The 24232-nt window shown below is 49.8% G+C and carries 18 protein-coding genes and 1 other RNA gene; 4 read left to right on the forward strand and 15 right to left on the reverse strand.

Annotated features, from left to right (window positions below):
- Positions 1-31: 31 nt before the first annotated feature.
- The 6 genes from ACSYSY_RS07805 to aroA form a co-directional block, all read right to left on the reverse strand.
- Positions 32-1018, reverse strand: a complete 987-nt coding sequence (locus ACSYSY_RS07805) for a CgeB family protein (protein ID WP_491707007.1) — start codon at positions 1016-1018, stop codon at positions 32-34.
- 64 nt (positions 1019-1082) lie between these two features.
- The gene (locus tag ACSYSY_RS07810) at positions 1083-4082 is read right to left on the reverse strand and encodes a glycosyltransferase (RefSeq protein WP_491707008.1); all 3000 of its coding nucleotides are present in this window, start codon (positions 4080-4082) and stop codon (positions 1083-1085) included.
- Between the two features lie 20 nt (positions 4083-4102).
- The gene (locus ACSYSY_RS07815) at positions 4103-7444 is read right to left on the reverse strand and encodes a glycosyltransferase (RefSeq protein WP_491707009.1); all 3342 of its coding nucleotides are present in this window, start codon (positions 7442-7444) and stop codon (positions 4103-4105) included.
- A gap of 246 nt (positions 7445-7690) precedes the next feature.
- The gene (rpsA, locus tag ACSYSY_RS07820; RefSeq protein WP_491707010.1) at positions 7691-9397 is read right to left on the reverse strand and encodes a 30S ribosomal protein S1; all 1707 of its coding nucleotides are present in this window, start codon (positions 9395-9397) and stop codon (positions 7691-7693) included.
- A 310-nt stretch (positions 9398-9707) separates the two neighbouring features.
- A complete protein-coding gene (cmk, locus tag ACSYSY_RS07825; protein WP_491707011.1) occupies positions 9708-10364 on the reverse strand; it encodes a (d)CMP kinase in 657 nt (218 codons plus the stop codon).
- Positions 10364-11686 carry a 3-phosphoshikimate 1-carboxyvinyltransferase gene (aroA, locus tag ACSYSY_RS07830; protein ID WP_491707012.1) on the reverse strand — a complete coding sequence of 441 codons (1323 nt, stop codon included), beginning with the start codon at positions 11684-11686 and terminating at the stop codon, positions 10364-10366. The genes cmk and aroA overlap by 1 nt, the downstream gene beginning before the upstream one ends.
- A 168-nt stretch (positions 11687-11854) precedes the next feature.
- Here aroA and ACSYSY_RS07835 point away from each other — a divergent pair, with 168 nt between their 5' ends.
- Both ACSYSY_RS07835 and ACSYSY_RS07840 read left to right on the forward strand, forming a co-directional pair.
- A complete protein-coding gene (locus ACSYSY_RS07835; protein ID WP_491707013.1) occupies positions 11855-12178 on the forward strand; it encodes a TIGR02300 family protein in 324 nt (107 codons plus the stop codon).
- Between the two features lie 75 nt (positions 12179-12253).
- Entirely contained in the window at positions 12254-12742 is a 489-nt protein-coding gene (locus tag ACSYSY_RS07840) for a hypothetical protein (protein ID WP_491707014.1), read from the forward strand.
- A gap of 5 nt (positions 12743-12747) precedes the next feature.
- Here ACSYSY_RS07840 and ACSYSY_RS07845 read toward each other — a convergent pair whose 3' ends face one another.
- The 8 genes from ACSYSY_RS07845 to ACSYSY_RS07880 all read right to left on the reverse strand — a co-directional run bounded on the left by ACSYSY_RS07845 (position 12748) and on the right by ACSYSY_RS07880 (position 20479).
- Positions 12748-13527 (reverse strand): SDR family oxidoreductase, encoded by a 780-nt coding sequence (locus ACSYSY_RS07845; RefSeq protein WP_491707015.1) that lies wholly within the window; start codon positions 13525-13527, stop codon positions 12748-12750.
- 1 nt (position 13528) lies between these two features.
- Positions 13529-14128, reverse strand: a complete 600-nt coding sequence (gene recR / locus ACSYSY_RS07850; RefSeq protein ID WP_491707016.1) for a recombination mediator RecR — start codon at positions 14126-14128, stop codon at positions 13529-13531.
- A 32-nt stretch (positions 14129-14160) separates the two neighbouring features.
- Entirely contained in the window at positions 14161-14484 is a 324-nt protein-coding gene (locus tag ACSYSY_RS07855; protein WP_491707017.1) for a YbaB/EbfC family nucleoid-associated protein, read from the reverse strand.
- Between the two features lie 19 nt (positions 14485-14503).
- A complete protein-coding gene (locus ACSYSY_RS07860; protein WP_491707018.1) occupies positions 14504-16444 on the reverse strand; it encodes a DNA polymerase III subunit gamma/tau in 1941 nt (646 codons plus the stop codon).
- Between the two features lie 67 nt (positions 16445-16511).
- Positions 16512-16608, reverse strand: an RNA gene (ffs, locus tag ACSYSY_RS07865) — signal recognition particle sRNA small type.
- Positions 16609-16677: 69 nt separating this feature from the next.
- On the reverse strand, positions 16678-18507 hold the full coding sequence (ggt, locus tag ACSYSY_RS07870) for a gamma-glutamyltransferase (protein WP_491707019.1): 1830 nt from the start codon (positions 18505-18507) through the stop codon (positions 16678-16680).
- 34 nt (positions 18508-18541) lie between these two features.
- Positions 18542-19345, reverse strand: a complete 804-nt coding sequence (map, locus tag ACSYSY_RS07875; RefSeq protein WP_491707020.1) for a type I methionyl aminopeptidase — start codon at positions 19343-19345, stop codon at positions 18542-18544.
- Positions 19346-19474: 129 nt separating this feature from the next.
- Positions 19475-20479 carry a D-alanyl-D-alanine carboxypeptidase family protein gene (locus tag ACSYSY_RS07880; RefSeq protein ID WP_491707021.1) on the reverse strand — a complete coding sequence of 335 codons (1005 nt, stop codon included), beginning with the start codon at positions 20477-20479 and terminating at the stop codon, positions 19475-19477.
- A 288-nt stretch (positions 20480-20767) separates the two neighbouring features.
- Between ACSYSY_RS07880 and clpS the strand changes: the two genes are divergently transcribed.
- Together clpS and clpA are read left to right on the forward strand one after the other, a co-directional pair.
- Complete coding sequence (clpS, locus tag ACSYSY_RS07885; protein ID WP_491707022.1) at positions 20768-21088, forward strand: ATP-dependent Clp protease adapter ClpS; 321 nt, start codon at positions 20768-20770, stop codon at positions 21086-21088.
- Positions 21089-21143: 55 nt separating this feature from the next.
- Entirely contained in the window at positions 21144-23432 is a 2289-nt protein-coding gene (gene clpA, locus ACSYSY_RS07890; RefSeq protein ID WP_491707023.1) for an ATP-dependent Clp protease ATP-binding subunit ClpA, read from the forward strand.
- Positions 23433-23446: 14 nt separating this feature from the next.
- On the opposite strand, the gene ACSYSY_RS07895 is transcribed toward clpA, so the two are convergent.
- Complete coding sequence (locus tag ACSYSY_RS07895; protein WP_491707024.1) at positions 23447-23959, reverse strand: DUF3465 domain-containing protein; 513 nt, start codon at positions 23957-23959, stop codon at positions 23447-23449.
- Positions 23960-24232 lie beyond the last annotated feature (273 nt).

A 24232-nucleotide genomic window follows, 5' to 3' on the forward strand; every position in this document is an offset into this window, starting at 1 on the left:
TCATCCGGCCTTTTTTCGTAAACAGACTATTTTATTTTAACAGTCCTTCTGAGCGCATAATATCTACAGCTTTCTGAATACGATGTTTGTAAAGATGTTCCGAAACTGTGCGCTCCTGAGCCTTCCGCGCCATTGCCAGGCGGAGCTTGTCATTATGCAGATAGAGATCAATATTTCTTTCGAAATCCTTCAGGTTTGTGAAAACCGGAATCTCATCGGCACTATAGTAACGGCGTAATTCGTACGTATCTTCATGAAAGAGCTGAAAAGATCCTGAAAGAGCTGCCTCAAATGTACGCGGACCTGGCGTTGAAGGTACGATCATAAAACGCTTATTTTCAAAATGTAGCGAACGCCCCAGATTCAGCACAATCTTGGAGCGACTATACAGGTCAATAAGCTGGGATTTTTCGATCCGTGCATCCGAAAAACCAATCCCCAACTCCCCCCATCCAGGGCCGATAAAACGGATATTCAGTTTTTCGAGAACAGGCATCAACATGCGGGCAACTTCCTTACGGGAGCTGAAGGCCACCCCGCAGAAAAGCACATCAATGGGTTTCTCCGCATTTTCATCAATCGGTTTATAATGCAAAGCGGGAGAAGCCGCTAAAGGCAGGTGGAACACTCTTTCACGCTGATAGAATAAGTGCCCCCAGTGATCACATGAGAAAATAGCGTCAAAATCATTATCAATCTGATAATGGGCATCCTGCTCATAAGGGTCTTCCGTTGCCCAGAAAGCCGTCGTTGCTCCAATTTTACGAGCCTCACGCGAGACTTCCCCAAAATAGGTGCTTTCCGGCAGGTAAGACCCTGTTACGAAAACAAAAGCCGGTTTTAGAAAGCGTACAGTCTCAGCCGCCGCAGCGATATCGACAGATGTTACATTTCCCTCACCGAAAACGCTTACCAGACCATCCATAATCGTCTGGCGGACTTGTGAGTTTGCCTGGCTTTCATAACGGCCGCCACCACATAACAGCACATGCCCTTTTAACGCTTCGCCCTTCTCCATCTCTTCTGCTCACTTTCCATCACTTAATAGAAATCAACACGCATGTTCGACCTGAGTAAGGCCGTTACTTAACACTCTTTTCTTCCACAAAAGACATAATCTCACCAAGCCGCTGCTGGAAGTGAACAGGATCTGTATCTCTCCTGACCGCCTCCAGCGCATTCCGGCGTAATTTCATCCATAACTCTTCGTCATTATAAAGTCTTTCTATGGCTGCCGCAAAAACACGCGGCTCCTCTGGTGCGGCACATAACAGCTCTTCCTCGTCCTTCCACCCAACCTGATCTTTCAGCAAAGGTGTTGCGACAATGGGCAGACCATAGGATGCGGCTTCATGAAGCTTGTAAGGAAGGCCACCGGCAAAACGTGTCGGCGCAATAAAAACGCGATGATCGTTAAAAAGAGGGGTCAGGTCTTCAACCGGGCCGATAATCTCTATATTCGGGCTGGTTGCCAGTCTCGAGAGATTGACAGAAGGCGCCACGTAACCGGCAATCCTGATTTTCCAGTCGGCGGTTTCGGTTTTCTCCAGCAGGAAGGGCAGAACCTCTTCTACAAACCAGACCATACTATCCATATTGGGGGATTGATCGTCATGGAAAGCACCGAGGAAAAGGATATCCTGCCGTTCCGTAAACGTTTTTTGCGTGGGATGGGCGGCAAGACTATGCCCCAACACGGAAACATGCTGATGACCTGCCTTGCGGATCAGACCGGCATCATGCTCCGTAACGGCTACAACCTGCTGGCAATAATCCACTTTCTCAAGTTCTTTTTTCAACAGATCATCCAGAGAATGCTTTTCTGCCAGCTTGCAATAATGTTCCTGAAGGACTGTACGGGGGGCTGCCACAACTTCTGTATCAAGAATCATGGGACACCCGATCAAAAAGCGGCTGGCCTCACTTAAAACAGGCTGGAGCTGGTCAAGATTATGGGTGCGCCCTACCCAGATCGCGTCGTAATAACCAACCCGTTCTTCCAGGAAAGAGGCCAGCGTAAATTTACTCTGATCCAGAGCCAGCTCAACCTCTTCCGGGAAATGAGCATAGAGAAAACATGCACGTTCCGACACAGTCTGCATAGGATAAACAGTGACGTGATATCCCAGTTTTACAAGAGCACAGATAATGTCATTGGAACGAACATACCCTGACCCCAAAGAGCGGACAGGCATACAATCTTCGATAAACAGGACACGCTTCCTGCTTTTCTGACGGCTCTCACGGCCTAACAGAGCGTTTCTGATATGAGGCGGTTGCTGATGACGCAGAAAATCCTGATGAGCGTGGCTGAAAAGTTTCAGATGTTTTTGTATCAGAGCATGAGAACCGACGTGACCGGACGTTCCGAATTCCAGATGTTCCACGACGGCCAATGGCTCGTACACAATACGCGCCTTTATCTCAGCCAGACGAACGCAAAAATCGGTATCTTCAAAATAGGCCGGTTTATATCGCGGGTCATAACCATGCAAACGCTTCACCAACCCGGTATGAACCATCAGGAAAGCAGCAGAGCCATAATCCACATCGCGGATGAAATTAGCCTCCGGGATCGTGGGATCATCTTCCCGCCTGTAACCATAGGTGGCTCCGTCCCGCCAGATAATTGATCCCGCCTCCTGCAATTTCATATTGGTGCGTACCAGCTTTGCCGTCACTGCCCCGATTGAGGACTCGGAATATAAACGCGTCAATCCATGAGAAATGGCCCCGGGGAACAAACGCACATCATTATTCAGATATAATATGACAGGCGCATGCACATGGTCTAACGCGCGGTTACACCCTTCCAGATAGCCGATATTCGTGCGATCGCGGCAGATAACGGCCCCTTTGACAAGAGAAGAAATAGAGCTTGTTTCATCTCGTGAGCCTGAATCCACCAGGATCAGTTCAACAGAACCCGCGTAATTACGCCTCAAAGAGGCCAGAGTCTGTAATGTCAGGGTGATCTGATTATAAACAACCATAATCACACTGATTTCAGGAATCCCTTTTACTGTGAAATCAAGAGGTTCCCGAGCGAGTAACGATAAATAAAGCTCCGATTCCTGCACGAAGAGGCTTCGGCTCTGATCTTCTGAAAGAGTTGCTGATAAAGCCCCGGAAGCACTGGCTTTTCCCAGTTTTTCTGCAACAAAACGCGTAAAGGGGCTTTCATAAAGGCCACTTTCACATTGCGCCTGAACCAGAAAATTCTGGCTATAGGTTTTAAGATCAACATTTTCTGAAGGCGTACGGCCTTCAAAAGCCCCGAATTTCACAAAATGATCATAACCATTACGGAAACCACCTGCCTGAAGAGGCGGAAGAATATCAGGCGAATTAATAAGGTAATAATCTTCAGAGAAATAAGGCGAAGGATTATAGCGGGACGGCGTTTTATTCGTCAGATAATGATGCAGGCAGTTCAGATAACGCCCTTGCTCAATCGCCTTGCTGACAGCAGGGTAAGTCTGGCTGTACCATTGCGGGTCAAAATTATAGGAAAGAGGACGACTATCAGCAATAAATGAAGGGAGCACCAGCCATGAGGCAAACAGCCCCTCTTCATTAAACCATTCCGGATAATGAGACTTTATATCCCGGGCCAGTGCTGCGTCATAAAAAGGCCCGGGACGCAGACCAGCTTTATCGCCCACGGCCAGAAAATGATCATAACCATTCCAGAAACCCAGCTGACGAAATTGCGTTATCGTCAACCACGGGTTCCGCCGCCTGTACGTTTCTTCATCAAACAGCCAATGTGGTGCATGGGTAAGAAACCCGACCTCGCAATAATGCTCAAACCCTGACTGCCATAAACCCTTCTCAAGCTCTCGCTTTACATCCTGATGATGCTGACAATACCAGGCCTCATCAAAATAACGATTGGGCGAATGTCTCTGATAACGCCCGATTTCACAATAATAGAGATAAGGATCGTCATAATCCTTTTCTGCCATGGCAGCCTGAACATCTGGGTAGCGTTGAACGTAAAGTTCCGCCTCAAACGCCATCCAACGTGGCTCATGTGCCAATTGTCGATCGGTAAAACGATAGGACTGCCCTGTCATCATCCGTCCTTATCCCGGCTTCATTACAATCTTTTCTGCAATAACGCTCCAAGACGTTCAGCCTGTTTGCCTGTCAGATCCTTGCTTTCAACTTTCTCTGCACGCCCGTCAGTGAAAGACACAAGTCGTTCCGTCACAGCATAACCGTAAGTCTCATCAACGATATTGACCAGGGCGACATGATACTGGCCCTGCAAACGTTCAACCTGCCCTTTCCATGGGTAGAAAATGCCTTTAAAGCCGGAGCATAAAGGCGCCTCACGGTGGACAACACGCACGTCATCACGGGCAAAACGTTCTGCCCCGAAATAGGCGATTTCATCCTTTACAGTATTGATAAAGGCAACATAGAACTGTCCCGAACGGGTCATTCCCTCAAGGAAACCCCATCCTCTGACAAAAATCGCCCCTTCCTCTTTCGTCTGGCTTTCTTCCACCGAAACGATTTTGAAAGAATCAAGGAAGTAAGGAAGAATTTTTTCCTGATTTAGAAATAGTTTCTTCTCTGAGATTCTGTCCAGATTGATCCCTCTCAGCAAACCATCGCTTAACAGAACCCGACGGAAGGCTGACAAAATCTCCGCATTGGAGGGTTTTGCCGTAAAGATATTGGCAATTTTACCCTCCTTGACTTCCACCCCACTGGAAAGAAGCTGGAAAGCACCTCGGTGATTAATGACATTGATCAAACCGATCCGGTAGCGGCCTTCGCACCATTTCCCCCGGAGCGCAGCCTTGGCCTGGAAACCGGAACGACGCGGAACACTGCCAAAAAGCTGTGAAATATCAACCCGAATTTCACGCTCACATTCTATGTAAATAAGAGGGCTTTGCTCGTGCTCACCGACCAATACCACATACATCTGTCCCGCTGTATTGACGTCCGGCAGGAACATCCAGCCACCAATATGAAACTCATCAGCCGGTTTGAAAGAATTTTCATTCTCATCACTGGGCGTATAGTGGCAGAGATCATCGACGTAACATTCCGCCCCCTGAATGGCGAACCAGTCTATGATATCAGAAGGAAGGCAAATGGAGAGATCACGCTGCACAGGCGGATCGAAAATATGGCGTGGGGGCGCCTGATGACGCCATGAATCATGGGGGAGATAATGGATCTGCCCCATATCAAACTGAAGCTCGGAAACACCCATTTCCTGACTGGGCGCAATTCTCTGATAAAGTTCGAGAAGCTGCTGACCATATTCACCCTCGTGAGTCCATAAATCGGGAGTAATGGCTTCCATCATACGCTGGCGCAAAGCCTCTGATGAGCGCAGAATCTCCATCTTTTCAAGAACTTTATCCGGGCGGTTAACCGGCACTTTGAAGCCATTGACCCCATCGCTAACCCGGTCATGCAGAGCTCCGACGTCAGTAACAATCGGAATCAGGCCATTCTGCCACACTTCTGAAAGGGAAATACAATAGGTTTCAGGCCAGATTGAAAGGATCAAAGCAACATCAGCCTGTTGCAGAAGCTCCGTATTCCCCATTTGATACCGCCCGTGAACAGTCACATTGGAATGGGGCATATTATCAAGAACATTCTGATAATCCGGCTGGACATATCCCATAATATGGAAATGAAAATGCCCTGAATGAGCCAGATCAATGAGCGCTAAAACCGCATCCGCACCCTTGGTCCTCAAAAAATTGCCAATAATGGCGACATGTAGCGGGCGCTCATTGAGCGGCGCATAGTTTTTGGGGACAACGGGAACTGTGGAATCCGGGCTTGGTATCCCGTTAACCACACTGATCTTGCTATCAAGAACGGGGAAAATACGATGCAGAAAATCCCGTGAATGTTTGGTCCCGAACATGATTCCATCGATATGATGAAGCATACGGTCCATAAAGGCGCGCCTAGTCTGCTCGCCCCCATAAGCGATATTTTCAGCGATTTTGAAATTAACGTCCATGGCAAGAATGGAGGCAAATTCGTCCTCACGATACTGCATATCACGATTAAGCAGATTATAACGTGTCGAAACGAGCCAGAAATCATGCGCTGAAAACAGCACACCCGCCCCGCAGGCCTTGGCTATAAAGGGCAAGGAACTCGCATGGTGCCCCAGATGCTGGAAGTGGACAACGTCTATATTATACTGGCTGACAGCGCCTGAAAACGCCGTTTCTTCCGCAGCATCGCACAATATGTCATGCCATTCTTTCGCGGCGAGATCATAACATTCAAGCTCCTGCCCGGCAGCATTCACCAATCGGCAGAACCCTCCCCGACGCAGCCAAAAGAAAAACTCAACATCGCGCCCCAATAATGAACAGAGCACCTGCTGATAAACTTCAACACCACCCCATTCCTGTTCATTCAGCGTTGAGTGTGTGCAGAATAAAACGCGCAGGCGGCGACGGCGTTCGACCTTCTCAATTTCTGCCAGAGCGCGTTTTTTGAAATTCGCCTTCGTAATGTCATGAATATGCTCCAGCCGGTGCTGGTAAAGATGCATCTGCATGACTGATTTCTGAGCCGCAAGAGCCGCTTTTTTACGAGCTGTCTTATTACCGAGCAAACGGGCAATGGCTTCTATGATTTCATCGCTTCCACGTGTGAGGGAAACACCATCCACCACGTCGCAATATTCATTGGCCATACCATCGGCAATTTCGACAACCTGTGCGGTACCTGCCAACGCCAGCTCAAATAAACGAGGCCCCGGTGCCGTTGCCTGACTGACCGTGCCATGACTTGCATAGTTACGGAACATTGTCAGAGTCACAGCACTGACATTCGCAAAATCTATAAACGATTCATGACTGATAGGCCGCTGGAGGGACAAAGCCGCAATATCCGCCGGCAGGGGCGGAAGATATTCATTGGTCGGGCAGACAAGCTTAAGGCGTGCCTCAGGAAAAGCGGCAATAACGCGCCTGAGAACCTGGACCCGATTAGGCCACATCGTGCCAGCAAAGAAAATATCGTAATCACAGTCATTGCTTGAACGGACAGGCCGCTCATGGAGCCATTGGCTGGCGGCAAGAGGCAAATAGTGCCCTTTGCCAAAATAGGCACTGACGCTGGTAGGATCATTGGTGAAAATATGATCAAAAAGCAGGGAATTCTCAACATTGAACTCCTGCATGAAAGGGTCTTCAAACGTCCATAAAACCATTGTTTTAAAAGCAGGACGAATGCGCCGCATTAACGCGACATTCAGACGTTGCCCATCAAGACAGAGAAGCGTGTCATGCTCACCTGAGGCGGCGATTCCGGCCAAAGTCATATTATCAGCAACGATAATATTATCTTTCCCGAAGAGACGCTCTGCAGCTTCCTTTATAGCAAGGGTAAGATAGGCATTGGAGTTATGTGTGTAATTTGAGTTGTAGATAACAGCCATGCTTTTCCCTGAACTTCAATCCCACACCCTGTATATTGCTTCCTGATAAATGCACCAGCGACAACAATAATCCTGGTCAAGACGCTATAAATGAATCGTTTGCGGTTTTATCAGATTCACCCACATTTGAACAAGTCCTGACGATGATGCAAAAAAGGGTGCCTCTCCCGAAGAGAGGCACCCTTTAATAAGCCGTTGTATTGATAATAACCACAAATACAACCAGGCGGATATTATGATCCGAACTTAGTTTTCTGTATTACGGCGACGGATCGCTGCACCCAGAATATCGCCCAGAGACGCACCGGAATCGGAAGAGCCGTACTCACTGATTGCCTGTTTGTCTTCCTCAACCTCACGGCCACGGATTGTCAGAGCAAGCTTGCGGGAAGCACGGTCGACAGCGATGATCTTGGCATCAACTTTCTCACCGACAGCAAAACGCTCAGGACGCTGCTCAGCTTTGTCACGAGCCAGTTCGCTGCGACGGATGAAGCCGGACAGAACGTCATCAACCTTCACTTCGATGCCGTTTGTCTGAACCGCTGTGACAATGCAGGTCACAACGTCACCTTTATTGATGCGGGCCAGTGTGTCAGCAGCTGGGTCTTCCTGAAGCTGTTTGATACCCAGAGAAATACGCTCTTTCTCAGCATCAACATCCAGAACCTTAGCCTGAACAACCTGACCTTTTTCATAACGGGACATGACAGCTTCACCTGGCTCATCCCATGAAAGGTCAGACATATGGACCATGCCATCAATATCAGCAGACAGACCGATAAAGAGTCCGAATTCTGTGATATTGCGGATTTCGCCTTCAATAACAGAACCGACTTTATGCTCTTCTGCAAACTGTTCCCAAGGGTTACGCTGAACCTGTTTGAGACCCAGAGAGATACGACGCTTGCTGCTATCGACATCCAGAACCATGACTTCGACTTCCTGAGAAGTAGCCACGATTTTACCCGGATGGACGTTCTTCTTCGTCCATGACATTTCAGAAACGTGCACGAGGCCTTCAACGCCTGGTTCAAGCTCAACAAAAGCACCGTAATCGGTGATGTTGGTGACGCGACCTGTGAAGCGGGCTCCGACAGGGTATTTAACCGCAACATTCTCCCATGGATCAGCTTCAAGCTGCTTCATGCCCAGAGAAATGCGCTGCGTGTCAGAATTGAAGCGAATCACCTGCACGCGGACAGGCTGACCGATCTGAAGAGCTTCTGAAGGATGATTGATGCGCTTCCAGGCAATGTCTGTAACATGCAGAAGCCCGTCAACACCACCCAGATCAACGAATGCACCGTAATCTGTGATGTTTTTGACAACACCGTCAAGGATCATGCCTTCTGTCAGGCCCTGAATCAGCTCTGAACGCTGCTCAGCACGTGTTTCTTCGAGCACAGCACGACGTGAAACAACGATATTGCCACGTGCGCGATCCATTTTCAGGATCTGGAAAGGCTGTGGCTGTCCCATAAGTGGGCCAACATCACGAACTGGACGGATATCAACCTGGCTGCCTGGCAGGAAGGCCATTGCCCCGCCGAGATCAACCGTAAAGCCGCCTTTGACGCGCCCGTAAATTGTACCATTCACGCGCTGATTATTTGCAAAAGCACGCTCAAGAGCTGTCCATGCCTCTTCACGGCGAGCTTTCTCGCGTGACAGGACGATGGAGCCATCGCGGTCTTCATAACGCTCAACGTAAAGTTCCAGAACGTCACCTGGCTTAACGTCAGGTGCAACACCTGGAGGTCCGAATTCGCGCAGGGCAACGCGCCCTTCGCTCTTCAGCCCTACGTCAACGATTGCATAATCGTTTGTCAGACGCAGAATACGCCCTGTGACGACTGATCCTTCGAAAGCGGCATCAGTGCCTAGCGTTTCGTCAAGGAGAGCAGCAAAATTTTCAGTTTCGTGTTGTGATGTCTGAGTGGCAGAAGCCATGTAATTCCAGCATTCCAGGACCTTCTCATCGGGTGATGAGTGTTTACGGTCCACGTTTTGCGCCGCTTTGCATAAAAATCGAAAACGACGACTCCCCTCTTTCCCAGTCACCAGGAGGGTCAGTGAATTAAAATTAAGGGCCGTTTTCCTTTGAATCCGGCTCCGGAAGGGATGATGACTGCATTAATCCCTGCCCTTTGCACCAATAACGCGCAAAGCAATGATGTCAACCTTATTTGAAGGCTTTTTTACGCTATGTGGTAAAAAAGCCCCTTTTCTTTCCTGTAATCTCCATTTTCCGGAGACGTTGTTACGCTTTTACCGAAATCAGATTCCGTTCTTTCAGACAGGAAAGCACTTTCTGTAAAACGTCCCCTGCATCAAGCTCATCGGTCAGAATTTCCACAGCATCTTCCGCCGGTTTCAACGGAGCCACCTCACGGGACGCGTCCTGCCTGTCACGCTCTGTCAGAGCCGCTATTTCCTTTTGCAGGGCCCCTTGTTCAAGGCAGTCATGTCCATAACGTTGCTTATAGCGCCTTTCTGCCCGGATTTTGGGAGAGGCAGTGATAAAAAACTTTGCGTCAGCATCAGGGAAAACCACTGTGCCAATATCGCGCCCATCAATCACACCCCCATTAAGGTGCCCGAAATAACGTTGACGCTCCAGCAAAGCCGCTCTGACCCCCGGCTGACGCGCAACCAGAGACGCAGCCTGATCGACTTCCGGTTCTCTCAGGTCAGACCGCTCCATATCTTCCGGTCTCAGTTTTTCAGCAAAAGAGGTCGCATCATCCCGCGGATTTGCCCCATGATCCAGAACGCTCCGGGCAACGGCACGGTAAAGCAACCCTGTATCCAGATAAGGGAGCCCCAAATTCCGGGCAAGAGATTGGGCCAGTGTGCCTTTACCTGCAGCGGCAGGACCGTCCACGGCAATAATCAGTTTTCTGACAGGTTTCATCATTAAAGTCCTGCTCCCAGGCGATTCATAAGCTCAACAAATCCCGGAAAGCTTGTTTCGATAAAGGCTGTATCATCAATTTTTACCGGGTTCCGGGCGGCCAGTCCCAGAACAATGCCACTCATGGCCAGGCGATGATCCATATGTGTTTTCACAAATCCGCCCCCTGCCAATGAGGACTGACCCTGAATGATCATATCATCTCCCTCAACCTGCACATCCGCCCCGTTTTCCTTTAACAGTGCCACAGTTGAAGCGAGGCGGTCACTCTCTTTCACCCGTAATTCGGAAAGCCCTTTCAGGCGGGACGTCCCTTCAGCCAGAGCACAGGCAACAGAAAGGACAGGATATTCATCAATCATGGAAGGAGCCCGTTCAGCAGGAACGCTCACACCCCGTAATGGACCTGCTTTGACGTAGAGATCCCCCACTTTCTCGCCCCCCTCAATCGTTTCATTACGGATTTCAAGCGAAGCCCCCATTTCCTTCAATGTGGTAAAGAGCCCTGTGCGCAGGAGGTTCAACCCCACTGTTTCAATGATGATTTCTGAACCCGGTACCAACAAAGCCGCTATCACAGGAAATGCCGCTGAAGAGGGGTCTCCCGGCACAATAATATCGCGTGCTTTCAGATGGGCAGGCCCCTGAAGACGGATCACACGGCCGCCATTTTCCGAAGAACTCACATCAACATCCAGCCCGAAATGACGCAGCATATTTTCTGTATGATCACGCGTGGGTACTGGCTCTATCACGCAGGTCTCACCAACGCAGTTCAACCCTGCCAATAAGAGCGCTGATTTAACCTGGGCTGAAGCGACAGGCAGTGTGTAATGCGGCGCAACACCCTCTCCTGTGCCTATAATCGCCATAGGAAGGCGCTTGCCGCTACGCGTGACAAACCGAGCCCCTGTTTCAGAAAGAGGGTCACTGACACGTCCCATAGGGCGTGAGCGCAAGGACGCATCCCCCGTCATAATGCTATTGATAGGATGCGTTGCCAGAACACCGGCGAGAAGGCGTGCTGCTGTGCCGGAATTACCCATATCAAGCACATTATCCGGCTCTTTCAACTGCCCGATTCCGATCCCGTCCACACACCAGAAATCCTGATTCCGTTCAACTTTTGCCCCTAGTGCTTCAACGGCTCTGGCAGTGCAGATCACGTCCTCTCCCTCCAGTAATCCATAGATTCTGGTCTGGCCTTCTGCCAGAGCTGCCAACATGAGAGCCCGATGGCTGATCGATTTATCTCCAGGGACAGTGATCCGTCCTGAAAGGCACTGAGAGGGAGCAGAAACGGTTAAAGGACGTGAATCAGTCATGATCTCTCTTACATTAAAAAAACAGAAACAGATTGACAGTTATCTTGCGTGAATTAAATTTATTGGAAAAATTTTATATTCTGAAGCAGAAAAATTTGACAGAGCAGGCGTGAACATGGCATGGCCCCTTCACTCCCTCCTGTAAACGGTATTGGTAGGCCCCACACTATGGCAAAAGCTGAACTCGGTCTGAAACGGACATGCGTTGAATGTAATTCACGCTTTTACGACCTTAACCGCGTACCGCCGGTATGCCCTAAATGTGGTACCGTGCAGCCCGCAAACAGCTCACGTCTCAAAAATCGTGAAGACGAGCTTGAAGACGACAAAGAAAATAAACTCGCTCAGAACGAGCATGAGAATGATCTTGATGTCGATCTGGACAATGACGCCGATGCCGATGATGATGTCATGGCCGATGATGATCTTGATGACGACATCAGCAATGACATTGAAGTCACCACCGACAACGACGAACGCGACGATAATTAAGAAAAATGCTGCCTGGAGAAGCTGGAAAATTTCCTCCTTCTCCTGCGGAATTTTCCCGGCTTCGCATCCGCTATAATGAATTCTTTTCAAGACAACATAAAAAATCTTGAAAAGCTTCTAGCGTCCGGCCGGAGTGCTACGGCCTTTTTGCAGGACTTTTGTCCGTCTCCCTTACGAGTCGTACAACTGCCATGCTCTTCCTTCCCGCTTACTGATAAGATAGCTTTATTAGATCTGCCCTTTGACAAACAGAGCCAGCTTTCTTTCCGTCACGTCCGCCTTTATGCTGACGAGCTCTTATTACTGGAAGCATGGAACTGCTTTAACCCCTCTCTGCTAGCGCCTGCGTTACAGGAAAAGCTTGCCAGCAGTACGGTTCCTTTTGGGGCTTTGTTAGGGGAAAATGCCTTTACCAGAGAGGCACTGAAATCCTGTCAGCCTTCACCGGTAAAACCCTATATGCTTGCTCATGAGGCCCTTTTACGCCGCCGCTCAGACCAGGAAATTCTGGCTCTGGTTTATGAGCATTATACCGCGCAGGCTATAGAGCTTTTACACCCTTAATGAGCTTAAAAGCCTTCCAGCACGTAATCCTGCATGACGTTTGTCGGCCCCCAATTGAGATGCTGCCCCCCATCAAGCGCAAGCATTTGCCCTGTTACGGAAGGCAACGATAAAAGCGCCAGAACAGCCCGCCCGATTTCCTCTGGTGAGGAACCATGCTGTAATGGCGTTTCACGACACATTTTATCAAAATGGTCCCTTGATTGCCCTTCTGCGGGCAGAACCGGCCCAGGCCCTATGGCATTGACTCTGACCCGCGGAGCAAAGGCCATGGCCATTGTTCTTGTCAGACTCCAGAGTGCTGAGCGGGAAATCGTGTAGCTTACAAAATGAGGCGTCAGATTCCACACGCGCTGATCCAGCATATGAAGGATAAACCCTTCTGCTTTATCAGGAAGACCCTTGACCATTTCCTGTGAAAGCACAAAGGGAGCCCGTAAATTGGGCTGGAGGTGACGGTCCCAACTATCACGCGTGGCATTATCAAACTCGTCACGTTCAAAAACAGAGGCGTTATTCACTAGTAGCCCCACAGGGCCAAGCGTATCGCGCACTTCCTGCATCAGAGGGACCAAGGCCTCCTCTTTTGAAAGATCAGCCCGGACCACACACCCACGCCCCCCTATGGAAGCCAGTAGTTCCTGAGCCTCTTCATGATGACGGTTACAATGGATGGCAACAGAAAACCCCTGGGAAGCCAGAGCCTGCACAATGGCCCGGCCCAACCTTAAGGCCCCCCCTGTTACAAGGGCGGTCCGCGGCATGGCAGAAGGAAGTGTTATCATCTTAAAAAAGTTCCTTTCTACCAGAAAGAGCGGCAGCTAATGTACCATCATCCAGCCCTTCCAGTGCCCCGCCAATAGGCATCCCATGGCCCGGACGGCTGATTTTTATGCCATATTCGGTCAATTGCTCATGAAGCCAGTGAGCGGTTGTCGCTCCCTCAACTGTCGCCCCCAGAGCAAGGATAATCTCTTTAACGGCCCCATCCTGAACGCGCTGCAACAGAGACGCCACATTCAGATCATTCGGACCAACGCCATTGAGGGCAGAAAGCGTCCCACCAAGAACGTGATAGAGCCCTTTATACACCCCTGCACGTTCCAGCGCCCAAAGGTCGCCAACTTGCTCAACAACGCAAATCACACTGTGATCCCGCTCCTGATCGCAGCAGATTGAACAAGGGCTCTGACTGTCAAGATTCCCGCAGCTTTCGCAGATCCTGACAGAGCGAGCCGCGTTCTGGAGGGCCTCTATCAGAGGTTGCAGGCGCGTAACAGGTTGTTGCAATAAAGCCAAAGTCGCCCGTCGCGCGGAACGCGGTCCCAATCCCGGTAGGCGGGACAGGCGAGTCATTAAAGCTTCGATTTCGGGGCTGTTACGCACAAACGCGCCTTTCCAGAACGGTTTCCGACCAATTAGAAAGGCAGATCGAGACCGGGAGGAAGGGAAATCCCACCGGTCACTTTTTTCATTTCCTCTGCACTCGCAGCTTCAGCTTTTTTCTTCGCATCAGCAAACGCTGCTAAGATGAGGTCCTGCAACATTTCAACATCGTCAGGGGACGCCACTTTAGGGTCGATTGTAATGGCTTTCATCTCACCCTTTCCGGTCAGACTCAGCTTGACCAGACCGGCACCCGCTTCTCCCTCGACGACCAGTTTTTTGAGGTTTTCCTGTGCCTCTTTCATACGAGCCTGCATCTGGCTCGCCTGTTTCATCATGCCTGCAAGATTTTTCATAAAATAATATCCTTTTCATTCAATCCAAATCAGTTTCATCAATGGAATCTGCATCATAGGGAGCAAATTCCAGCTCAGGTATATAATCCTCACCCAAAGGCATAATCTCCTCAGGTGGCAATCCATAACCATCAAGTGTGTGGTCATGGATAGACGCAATTCTGGCCCCGGGAAAGCGCTTCAGAACAGCCATAACCAACGGATGCTGCTCAGCCTGCTGCAGATTCAGAGACACAATTTGTGCGCCCTGCTCATCCAGGCTCAGCTCACCTTTTTCCTCGGAAAACGTACAATGCCATTGGCCGGGGTAAAGACGCTCCAGCAATGCAGGCAAGAGACGCTGAACACGTTTGCGCACTTCCACGTCACTTAACCGCAAAACAAGCTCAGGAGGTGCAAAACGGACCAAATGCGCTTCATGGCGCAATATCCCATGAAGCCAGGCTTCCTTTTCCTGCCCGACAAGGGCCACCATTTCACGCCAGCTTTTCGGCATTGCCGGTCTGGTTTCCGCTTCTTCCTCAATAGAGGGATCCGGCGTTTCCTGCTCAATGATCACACCGCCATTTGCGACAAGCTTCAATGACGTACGCGCTGTGGGGCCGGAGCCGTTACCGGTAACATTCTGGGGGACTGCACTCTGAAATGAGGCTGGAGACGTGTGCGCTGTAAATGACGCGACCGGTGCCGATGAAGAACCCGCCGGAGGGAGTGACGATGTCTTACCCTTTAACTGACGAATGAGCTCATCAGGGGTTGGCAGCACACTGCTATAGCAAAGCCTGATCAGCACCATTTCAACAGCCTGACGGCGGTCAGGAGCCTGATCAACCTCTGAAATTCCTTTGAGCAGCATCTGCCATGCACGGCTTAAAACGCTCATGGAAAGACGGTCACAAAGCGTGCCACCTCTGACCCGCTCCATTTCAGGAAGGTCATTATTTTCACGCAATGAGGGATCAATCTTAAAGCGTGAAAGAAGGTGCACCCCTTCCATTAAATCCGTCAAAACGGTGCGGAGGTCTGCCCCTTGGGAATAAGCCTTTTCAACAAGCGCAAGTGCCGGCTCAGCCTGCCCTGCCATCACAGCTTCAAGCATATCGAAAACAAGGCCACGATCTGCCTGCCCCAGCATCACGGCGACTGAAGCCGCATCATCTGCCCCTTGGGCAATCGCCTGATCCAGCAGGGAAAGACCGTCCCTCACAGAACCATCAGCCGCTCTGGCAATTAAAGCAATCGCTTCAGGCGTGAAGTGAGCTTTTTCCTTTTCAGCGATTTTACTGAAATGCTCTGAAAGCTGCGCTTGGGGCACGCGGCAGAGATCAAACCTCTGACAACGAGACAGAACCGTCACGGGAACTTTGCGCAATTCCGTTGTCGCAAAGATAAAGGTGACTTGATCAGGTGGTTCTTCCAGCGTTTTCAGAAGGGCGTTAAAGGCATTGCGCGAAAGCATGTGGACTTCATCAATAATGAAGACTTTCATGCGCCCTTGCATGGGCCGGAAACGGGAGAATTCTATAATTTCCCGGACGTCATCGACCCCGGTTCGGGAGGCTGCATCCATTTCCAGAACGTCAGGATGACGGTCTTCGAGTATCGCCACACAATCAGGGCAGACACCACAGGGATCAGCCGTTGGTCCCCCTTTTCCATCCACCCCGGTGCAATTAAGCGCCCGGGCAATAATACGGGCTGTTGTTGTTTTCCCGACTCCGCGCACCCCTGTCAGCATGAAAGCGTGTGCGACACGGCCAACCTCAAAAGCGCGGCGTAAAATCCGGACCAATGTATCCTGCCCGATCAGATCATCGAACGTACGCGGTCGGTATTTCCGGGCAAGAACTTTATAATGCTGGGGTTTTTCAGCCGGAGACTGAGCTCCTTCGTCAGAAGAAACTTCGGGAAACAGGCCGTTTCCCTCTTCTTCGGGCAAGGGCAAAGTATCATCATCCATATGTGAAGATCCTTCCCCTTTTTTCAGATTCCTTCAGGAACCCTGCACAACCTAATCCTTTTAAAGGGTGGAAGGCCGGACATCCGACCCAGCTGGAAATCACTACGGCTGCTTCCTTCCGGACCTGACCGGGTTCGCGAGCCAACCGTCCAGCGCCGACCTTCCAAAGCCGCTTCTAGCACAATGTGGGGGGGACAACGCAAGCCCTTTCATCCCTTTTCCCCGATATCGCCTTATTCCCCTATGGCGGCCCCTCCCGGATGACGGGGATCAGCCACACCATATATCAGCCCCGTCTTTTGGGAATACAGATCAGGTGCTCCTGTAATAATCGCTTCCATCATGCCCCAGGGGGCACGGCGGACGAACTGATAGCCTTCCTGCTCAAGTGCCTGTTGGACCGGAAGTGACAAGGCATTTTGTTCCATCTCAACAACTGAAGGCATCCATTGTTCATGAAAACGCGGTCTGAAGACTGCCTGACGCAAATCAAGATGGTAATCGATCAACCCTAAAACTGTGTGCAAAACAATTGTGGGAATCCGCGATCCCCCGGGGCTCCCCACTACAGCGACGACACGCCCGTCCTTGGTTATGACAGTAGGGCTCATGGAAGAAAGAGGGGCTTTGCCTGGAGCGATTGCATTGGCCTGGGAGCCGACAATACCAAACATATTCGGCACACCTGGTTTTATGGAGAAATCATCCATTTCATCATTCATCCAGATCCCCGTATGCCCGGCCATAACACCAGCCCCGAACCAGCCATTCAGGGTAAAGGTAACAGAGACAGCCATGCCATTTTTATCGAGAACAGAGAAATGAGTCGTTTCCCGTTTCTCAGCACTGGCAGGCAGCTCAGTCGAAGCTTTGTCCGACAGCGCCGCCTGCCCTGCTTTTAGATAGGATGAATCAGTTGCTCTGTTTGCCTTTATGTAACGGCGCACGTCTCCGGCATAATCCTTATCCATCAAATGCTTCACAGGATTGGAAACAAAAGCGGGATCCCCCAGATCACGACGATCAGAATAGGCATGACGCATCGCTTCAAGCTCATGTTGAACGGAAGGAACAGTCCCTAATCCCGAGCTGGAAAGATCATACCCTTCGAGAATATCCAGCATTTCACACAGAGCAACACCACCCCCACTGGGCGGGGGAGCTGTATGAATCACATAGCCCCGATACGAACAATCAAGTGTCGGGAGAAGTTTCATTTGATAGGAAGAAAAATCCGTCCCATTTAGAATCCCCCCCTGATCGTGACTTACCTGAAGGATTTCACCAGCAATGAGGCCATTATAAAAGGCATCCTGCCCATAACGGGCAATCATGGCCAATGTACTGGCTAGATCCTTCTGGATAAGGCGATCCCCCAGTTGCAGGTCAGTTCCATCAGGGCGCAGGAAAATTTTCCCGGCAAACGGGTCTTTATGGAAATAGTCGCGTCCGGTGCGAAGGAGCTCGATATCCCCTTCCTCAAGGACAAATCCTTCACGCGCTAATTTAATTGCGGGCGCCATATCCTCTGCACGACTCAGCCTTCCCCAACGGGAACGCACCCCTTCCAGTCCCGCGACGGTCCCGGGAACCGCAACCGCTTTCCATCCTGTAACAGAGGCACGTCCATCCACCTGGCCGTCCGGCTTTACGAACATGTCCGCTCTTGCCTGACCTGGTGCCCGTTCACGGAAATCAACAAAGAGGGTATGATGGTGCCGCAGCTCTCCCGGCCCGGGATTATTATTTCCGTGACCGAGATAGAGGGTCATAAACCCTCCCCCGCCTAGATTACCGGCAGCCGGGTAGACAACAGCGAGCGCGTAACCGACCGCCACGGCCGCATCAACGGCATTTCCTCCCTTCTTCAGGATATCAGCCCCCACCTGAGATGCCAGATGCTGGGCTGATACGACCATCCCATGAGGGGCTGAGACCATACTTCCGGCCTGTGTGTTTTCAGGCCCGAAGGCAAGAGGATCTTTCCCCGGAGCAACATTATCGGCCAGTGCTGTGCTGGAGATAAAAGTCGCGACAAGACAAAAAAGGGATAGGGAACGCATAAGGGTTCTTTCTCTCACAAAGATATCCTAAAAATCAGGAAAGCTTATAAGGTGGCTTTGTGTATCCTTTGGGAGAGAGTGTAAAAATCTCATAACCATCTTCTGTCACACCCAGCATATGCTCAAATTGAGCAGAGAGTGTGCGATCCCTTGTCACAGCCGTCCAACCATCGGCCAGAATTTTGACGTCCGGTTTGCCGATATTAAGCATGGGCTCAATCGTAAACACCATCCCGGCTTTCAGAATGGTTCCCTTACCTGGCTGGCCATAATGCAGGACATTGGGCGCTTCATGAAAGGTGCGCCCAATTCCGTGCCCACAAAAGTCCTTAACGATGGAAAAACGGTTCTTTTCAGCGTAGGTCTGAATGGCGTGACCAATATCACCGAGTGTCGCGCCCGGTTTTACGACTTCAATACCGCGCATAAGGCATTCATAGGTCACATCAATGAGTTTTTCAGCTTTGCGGGCCGCTTTGCCAACAATATACATCCTCGATGTATCGCCGTACCACCCATCCAGAATAGACGTCACATCAATATTGACGATGTCACCTTCCTCAAGCTTTTTATCACCCGGGATTCCGTGACAGACAACATGATTGACTGAGGTGCAGCAGGATTTGGGAAACCCTCTGTAATTAAGGGGAGCCGGGATCGCACCACGCTCTATTGTGAACTCATGAACAAGACGGTTGATCTCTTCAGTCGTGATTCCAGGCTGCACATGCTCAGTAATCATATCCAGCGTTTCTGCTGCGAGCTGACCCACCTGACGCAACTGCCTGAAATCATCTTCTGTATAAAGTGTAATACCGTTTTTTTGATGAGACCCCATAACCCCTTATCCTATCCACTTCAGAAAGTCTTTAAAATGAGACCCTCTGACGTGAAGCGCAAGAGCAAAATGGGGGTTCTCTTACATCATCAGCTTTCTCAAAAGCCGACTGAGATAGATTCAGCCCTTTCAGGAACGATGATGCCCGCGGCTGGATACGCGTGTTTTATGCACAAGGCGCGTAACCTTTCTATGAGGACGATAAGACACCAGCCTCACATTATTACGTAAATGCCTGACCTTTGGACCTGCCCCGGTCCGTTTTGCCAACATGACTCTTGTCGGTGCTCCCAGGGGCTTCATAAGAGGTAAGGGGGCATGGCCTTCTGCAACAAACCCTCTATCCAGCAAGGCAATCATTTCCCTGTTACGGATATTATTGCTCTTTGCCCCAAGCACCACACCAATCAGGCGCGTGTTATTCTGCCATGCTGAACTGACAAGGTTATGACCCGCTAAAGAGGTGTAACCTGTTTTCAAACCATCAGCGCCGGCGTAAATGCCCAATAGCGGGTCATGATTCGGAATCGCCCGACGATTGAAATAAAAGCTCCGCACATTGAAATAATGATAATCCTGAGGGAAGTCATGCATGATATGACGTGCCAAGGTGGCCATATCACGTGCTGTGGTTACCTGCTCAGGGTCAGGCAGACCGGATGCATTTCTGAAAGACGTGCTGGACATACCCAGCTTATGGGCCGTGCGAGTCATTTCAGCAGCAAAAGTGCTTTCATTCCCCCCACCCATATATTCGCCTAATGTGCAGGCAGCGTCATTTGCGGATTTGGTCACCAGCCCCAGAATCGCACTTTCGACCTTCAGCATACTGCCGGGCCTCATGCCCAGCTTCGAAGGCTCCTGCGTGGAACAGTGAATGGAAACCGGCATTCTGTCTTCCAGCCCCATTCTCCCCTCTGACAAAGTCCTGAACGTAATATAGAGAGTCATCATTTTCGTCAGGGAGGCAGGATAACGCTGGAGATCCGCATCGGTGGAAGACAGGACTTTTCCGGTTCTGGCGTCCATCACGAGGCTTGAAATATGCCCGGCATATTGCGCTTTTGCGCTCCCGCCCATCCCCAGAGTGGCGGCTAGAAACGTAACAAAAAGGGAACGGGAGAAAACACGCATTTTCAAAAACTCAACCCCTAAAATTCATTCAGGCAGACTGCAGACAGACTGGCAAAGTCTGTATCAGACTCTGTTGACTTTAATAAAGAACGAGAGATTATCAGCTATTTCCGACACAGAATCTACCTCATTTCGAAATTTTTATCACTCTATTTTCAGAAATTCAGTATATTTTTACCTTTGTGATTGCTTCTTCTCAAATCCTTAAGACTACACCATATAAGATAAGGGCAAGCGTTCCCCTGAACCTGCCCATATTAGAGATGAAGTGATTTATAAGAGGGAGTTATGGCAAAATCAGGTCCCAATAGTGCACCACAAGGAGAGACCCTGACACAATTAAAAACGCGTCTGGCTTATCCATCCATGTTCAAGGTTGTTATGTTGAATGACGATTTCACACCTGTTGACTTCGTCATTCATGTCCTGCAACGTTTTTTCAATAAAACGACCAAGGAGGCTGAACAGACAGCCTGGGACATACACCATAATGGCAGTGGTCTATGCGGCATCTATACCTATGAAGTCGCTGAAACCAAGGTTGCCCAGGTCAATGGCTATGCCAGCGAAAATCAGCATCCTTTACTATGCATTCTTGAGGAAGCCTGAGGCTTTATTATCCTTTCATACGACGCGTGATCTTCTCTTCTCATAGGAGTTACCCATGTTCTCTTCCGTTCTTGAGCAAACGCTTGAGCGAGCTGAAGCCCTGGCGGGAAAATATAAGCACGAACTGGTCACTCTTGAGCATCTGCTCCTGGCGCTATGTGAAGATTCTGACGCGCGTTCCATTATGACGATCTGCCGTATTGATATTGAACAGCTGAAAACAGACCTATATGATTTTGTTGCCGATCAGCTGGGAGCAATTGTAACAGCCGATCCCAAGCTTACGCCTTTCCCGACCGCCGCCTATCAACGCGTCCTGAAACGGGCCGCGATTTATGTTGAAAGTGCCGGAAAAAACACTGTGACCGGAGCCAATGTTCTGGTGGCTTTTTATCCTGAACGGGAAAGCCATGCCGTCTATTTCCTTAAACGGCTGGGTATGACGCGACTTGATGCCATTCACGCCCTCTCTCACGGCTCCATTGATCATATTGAACAAAGGAAATCTGCTCAGGCAACCTCCTTTAATGAAGACGGACATTTTATCTCGCCAGCAGGCAATGAAACCCAGGCCTTGAATACGTACTGCACCAATCTGAATGCCTCGGTGCAGAAAAAACAGATTGATCCTCTGATCGGACGGGACAAGGAAGTTAACCGCGTTGTCCAGATCCTGTGCCGGAGAACGAAAAATAATCCCCTCCTCGTTGGCGATCCCGGAGTGGGGAAAACGGCCATTGCCGAGGGTCTTGCCTACCGCATTATAGAGAGGAAAGTACCCCCTGTTTTACAATCCTCCACGGTTTACAGCCTTGATCTTGGCAGCCTTTTGGCCGGGACGCGTTATCGGGGAGATTTTGAAGAACGCCTCAAAATTATTATGACGGAGCTGCAAAACCAGCCTGGCTCTATTTTATTTATTGATGAAATTCATACTCTCATAGGGGCCGGTGCAACAACAGGGGGGGCCATGGACGCCTCAAACCTGCTCAAACCTGCTCTGGCGGCTGGGAAACTGAGATGTATCGGCGCTACGACCTATAAGGAATATCGACAATTTTTTGAAAAAGATCACGCCATGACACGGCGCTTTCAGAAAATCGACGTCACCGAACCCTCTGAGCAGGAAACGTTCCAGATCCTGAAGGGATTGAAATCCCGTTATGAACAGCATCATAACCTGCATTATACGGATGCGGCCCTCAAGGCGGCTGTTGATTTATCCACACGGTACCTTCACGAGCGGAAACTACCAGACAAGGCGATTGACCTGATTGATGAGGCAGGCGCCTCCTTCCAGCTGCAGACCGGGAAAAAACGCCATATCGTCAGGGTACGTGATATAGAAAATGTCATTGCAAAAATCGTCCATATCCCTCCCCATTCAATCAATAAGGACGACCGTCAGGCTCTTCGCGCGCTTCCCCAGGATTTGAGAAAGGCTGTTTTCGGGCAGGATCAGGCCCTGGAAAAGCTCAGTTCCGCAATCATCCTTTCGCGCTCCGGGTTACGTGACGAAGGGAAACCTGTTGGCAGCTATCTCTTCTCCGGCCCTACAGGGGTAGGGAAAACAGAAGCCGCTCGCCAGCTCTCCCTCACATTGGGCATCCCCCTTATTCGTTTCGATATGTCTGAATATATGGAGGCCCACTCTGTTTCCCGCCTGATCGGCACACCCCCTGGTTATGTCGGCTTTGAACAAGGTGGCCTGCTGACAGATGCTGTTGATCAGACCCCTCATTGTGTCCTTCTTCTCGATGAAATTGAGAAAGCTCATCCTGATATCTATAACCTGCTCCTGCAGGTCATGGATCACGGGAAACTAACAGACCATAATGGCAAATTGGTCGATTTTCAGAATGTTATCCTTATTATGACGTCTAACGCCGGTGCTGCTGAACTCTCGAAAGAGACGGTCGGTTTTGCCCGGGATACACGTTCAGGAGATGATGAAGAGGCGATTAAACGGCTTTTCACACCGGAATTCCGCAACCGCCTGGATGCCATTATTCCCTTCTCGCCTCTTTCACCAGAGACAATGAAGCATATTGTCAGAAAGTTTGTGACCCAGCTTCAGACATTATTGGCTCATAAACATGTGCAGCTCCATTTAACGCCCAAAGTTTATGATTGGCTGGCGGAAAAAGGATATGAACGGCTTTATGGAGCCAGGCCTCTGGCCAGATTGATTGAAGAAAAAATCAAGAAACCGCTTGCCGAAGAACTTTTATTCGGCAAGCTGACAAAAGGCGGCCATGTTACAATCGGGGTTCACAAAGACCAGCTTACATTCACCATTGAGGAAAAGCACACGAAGTCTTCATCTCCCCTTCCTGAAGGATAAAACTCTTTCAGTCCTTATTCATAGCGCTTGCCATTTACAATCACGTAACCGCCCCATGGCCACTTCCGACTTGTGCCACGATGCGTCCAATCCAGGCCCTGACGATGGGGACCGTCAAAATAATAGCGTCCTCTTACGTCAATCATGTCTCCCTCCTTCACCCATGGCCATTCAGGTGCTTCCATCGTATCGAGATTTGAGACGATCCGTAATTTCTGGTTTGCGCCCACTTTCATAAGAAAGTAACCATGCCAGCCACTACGTGTTTTTCTGGAACGATAAACTTTCACCACCGTGCCGCACACATGTTCCGGAAACTCAAGATGACGGCCATAGGAAACATTCCGATGATTATACTGTTCCATAAGAACAGTCTGATCCTGCTGGAACTGGCTATTGTCACAGGATATCGGCATTTCATGTGCACTATTGCTCTCTCTATGGGCCAGTGCAACCGGAGCGGCCATCAGCCCTATCAGCAAGCCGGCTATCCAGTGTGACCTTCTTCTCATTGTGAGAAATTTCATATTCATCCTCATTTTTCACGCTCAAATAGTTTTCATAAAATTTCATATAGCCGATGAAACAGAATGATGAACTATTTAAAAAGACTCCTGATTGTTCCAGAAATATAAGAAACTCCTCCAAGAGGGGCGATCCAACAGACGATATATAGGTCTCTATTTGAATTTTATTTACACGTAATTATCTGATTTTTAAGTATTTTTTATTAAAATTACACAAATATTATAAATCATCAGGAGACATTATTATCCTCCCTGAAACCAGAAATTCCCTCC

The sequence above is a fragment of the Aristophania sp. ESL1100 genome (assembly GCF_058511235.1).

Coding starts and splice junctions, on each gene's coding strand:
- ggt (WP_491707019.1), bottom strand. CDS start 18,507: ATGCGTTCCCTATCCCTTTTTTGTCTTGTCGCGACTTTTATCTCCAGC.
- ACSYSY_RS07835 (WP_491707013.1), top strand. CDS start 11,855: ATGGCAAAAGCTGAACTCGGTCTGAAACGGACATGCGTTGAATGTAAT.
- clpA (WP_491707023.1), top strand. CDS start 21,144: ATGTTCTCTTCCGTTCTTGAGCAAACGCTTGAGCGAGCTGAAGCCCTG.
- ACSYSY_RS07895 (WP_491707024.1), bottom strand. CDS start 23,959: ATGAAATTTCTCACAATGAGAAGAAGGTCACACTGGATAGCCGGCTTG.
- ACSYSY_RS07860 (WP_491707018.1), bottom strand. CDS start 16,444: ATGGATGATGATACTTTGCCCTTGCCCGAAGAAGAGGGAAACGGCCTG.
- aroA (WP_491707012.1), bottom strand. CDS start 11,686: ATGACTGATTCACGTCCTTTAACCGTTTCTGCTCCCTCTCAGTGCCTT.
- ACSYSY_RS07880 (WP_491707021.1), bottom strand. CDS start 20,479: ATGCGTGTTTTCTCCCGTTCCCTTTTTGTTACGTTTCTAGCCGCCACT.
- ACSYSY_RS07815 (WP_491707009.1), bottom strand. CDS start 7,444: ATGGCTGTTATCTACAACTCAAATTACACACATAACTCCAATGCCTAT.
- ACSYSY_RS07845 (WP_491707015.1), bottom strand. CDS start 13,527: ATGATAACACTTCCTTCTGCCATGCCGCGGACCGCCCTTGTAACAGGG.
- ACSYSY_RS07840 (WP_491707014.1), top strand. CDS start 12,254: ATGAATTCTTTTCAAGACAACATAAAAAATCTTGAAAAGCTTCTAGCG.
- map (WP_491707020.1), bottom strand. CDS start 19,345: ATGGGGTCTCATCAAAAAAACGGTATTACACTTTATACAGAAGATGAT.
- ACSYSY_RS07810 (WP_491707008.1), bottom strand. CDS start 4,082: ATGATGACAGGGCAGTCCTATCGTTTTACCGATCGACAATTGGCACAT.
- ACSYSY_RS07855 (WP_491707017.1), bottom strand. CDS start 14,484: ATGAAAAATCTTGCAGGCATGATGAAACAGGCGAGCCAGATGCAGGCT.
- rpsA (WP_491707010.1), bottom strand. CDS start 9,397: ATGGCTTCTGCCACTCAGACATCACAACACGAAACTGAAAATTTTGCT.
- clpS (WP_491707022.1), top strand. CDS start 20,768: ATGGCAAAATCAGGTCCCAATAGTGCACCACAAGGAGAGACCCTGACA.
- cmk (WP_491707011.1), bottom strand. CDS start 10,364: ATGATGAAACCTGTCAGAAAACTGATTATTGCCGTGGACGGTCCTGCC.
- ACSYSY_RS07805 (WP_491707007.1), bottom strand. CDS start 1,018: ATGGAGAAGGGCGAAGCGTTAAAAGGGCATGTGCTGTTATGTGGTGGC.